This window comes from Streptomyces glaucescens (assembly GCF_002154375.1).
Classification (GTDB): Bacteria; Actinomycetota; Actinomycetes; order Streptomycetales; family Streptomycetaceae; genus Streptomyces; species Streptomyces glaucescens.
The window spans coordinates 220-734 of record NZ_MUND01000243.1 but is presented as its reverse complement, the minus strand read 5'-3'; the positions used below and the strand labels follow the sequence as shown (position 1 = coordinate 734).

1 protein-coding gene is annotated in these 515 nt (G+C 71.5%); it reads right to left on the bottom strand.

The annotated features are described in order from the left end of the window. A partial coding sequence (locus CCN42_RS17210; RefSeq protein WP_086736746.1) for a hypothetical protein occupies nucleotides 1–364 on the bottom strand: 364 nt, incomplete at its 3' end. Between the last annotated feature and the right edge of the window lie 151 nt (nucleotides 365–515).

Sequence of the window (515 nt, the reverse complement as noted above, 5' to 3'; positions counted from 1 at the left end):
CGCCGCCGCTGCCGGAGCCGGAGCAGCCGAAGCCGCCGCGGTCGACGGCCTCGTCGCGGCTGAAGGTGCCGTAGTCGGCGTAGCCGCCGCTGACTTCGGCGTCGTAGTACCAGGCGGCGTCGCCGCTGCCGGTCTTCTTGCCCTTGCCGGAGGTGCCGCCCTTGCCGCCCCTGCCGTAGGAGGAGGAGCCGGACTTGCAGTTCTTGTCGGCGATGATCTTGTAGCCGTTGATGTAGTCGTAGCTGTCGCGGTCGACGCAGCGGCGGTCGGGGTCGGAGCCGCAGGAGGTGAGGGCCGCGGCGATCACGCCCATCCCGCCGAGTACGACGGTGCTGGAGCGCAGCCGTCGCCGGTTCTCTGCCATGCCGTTCTTCTCCCCGCTGCCTGTGCGCTGCCGTGTCCGCGGCGTCGGCCCGCGATCATACGGGGCCGACAGGGACCGGACACTTGCCGGGCCACTCTAGGGGGTGTCGTCGAACTCCCGTGGTCGTCCGCAGGACGGCCCTGCGGCGTCC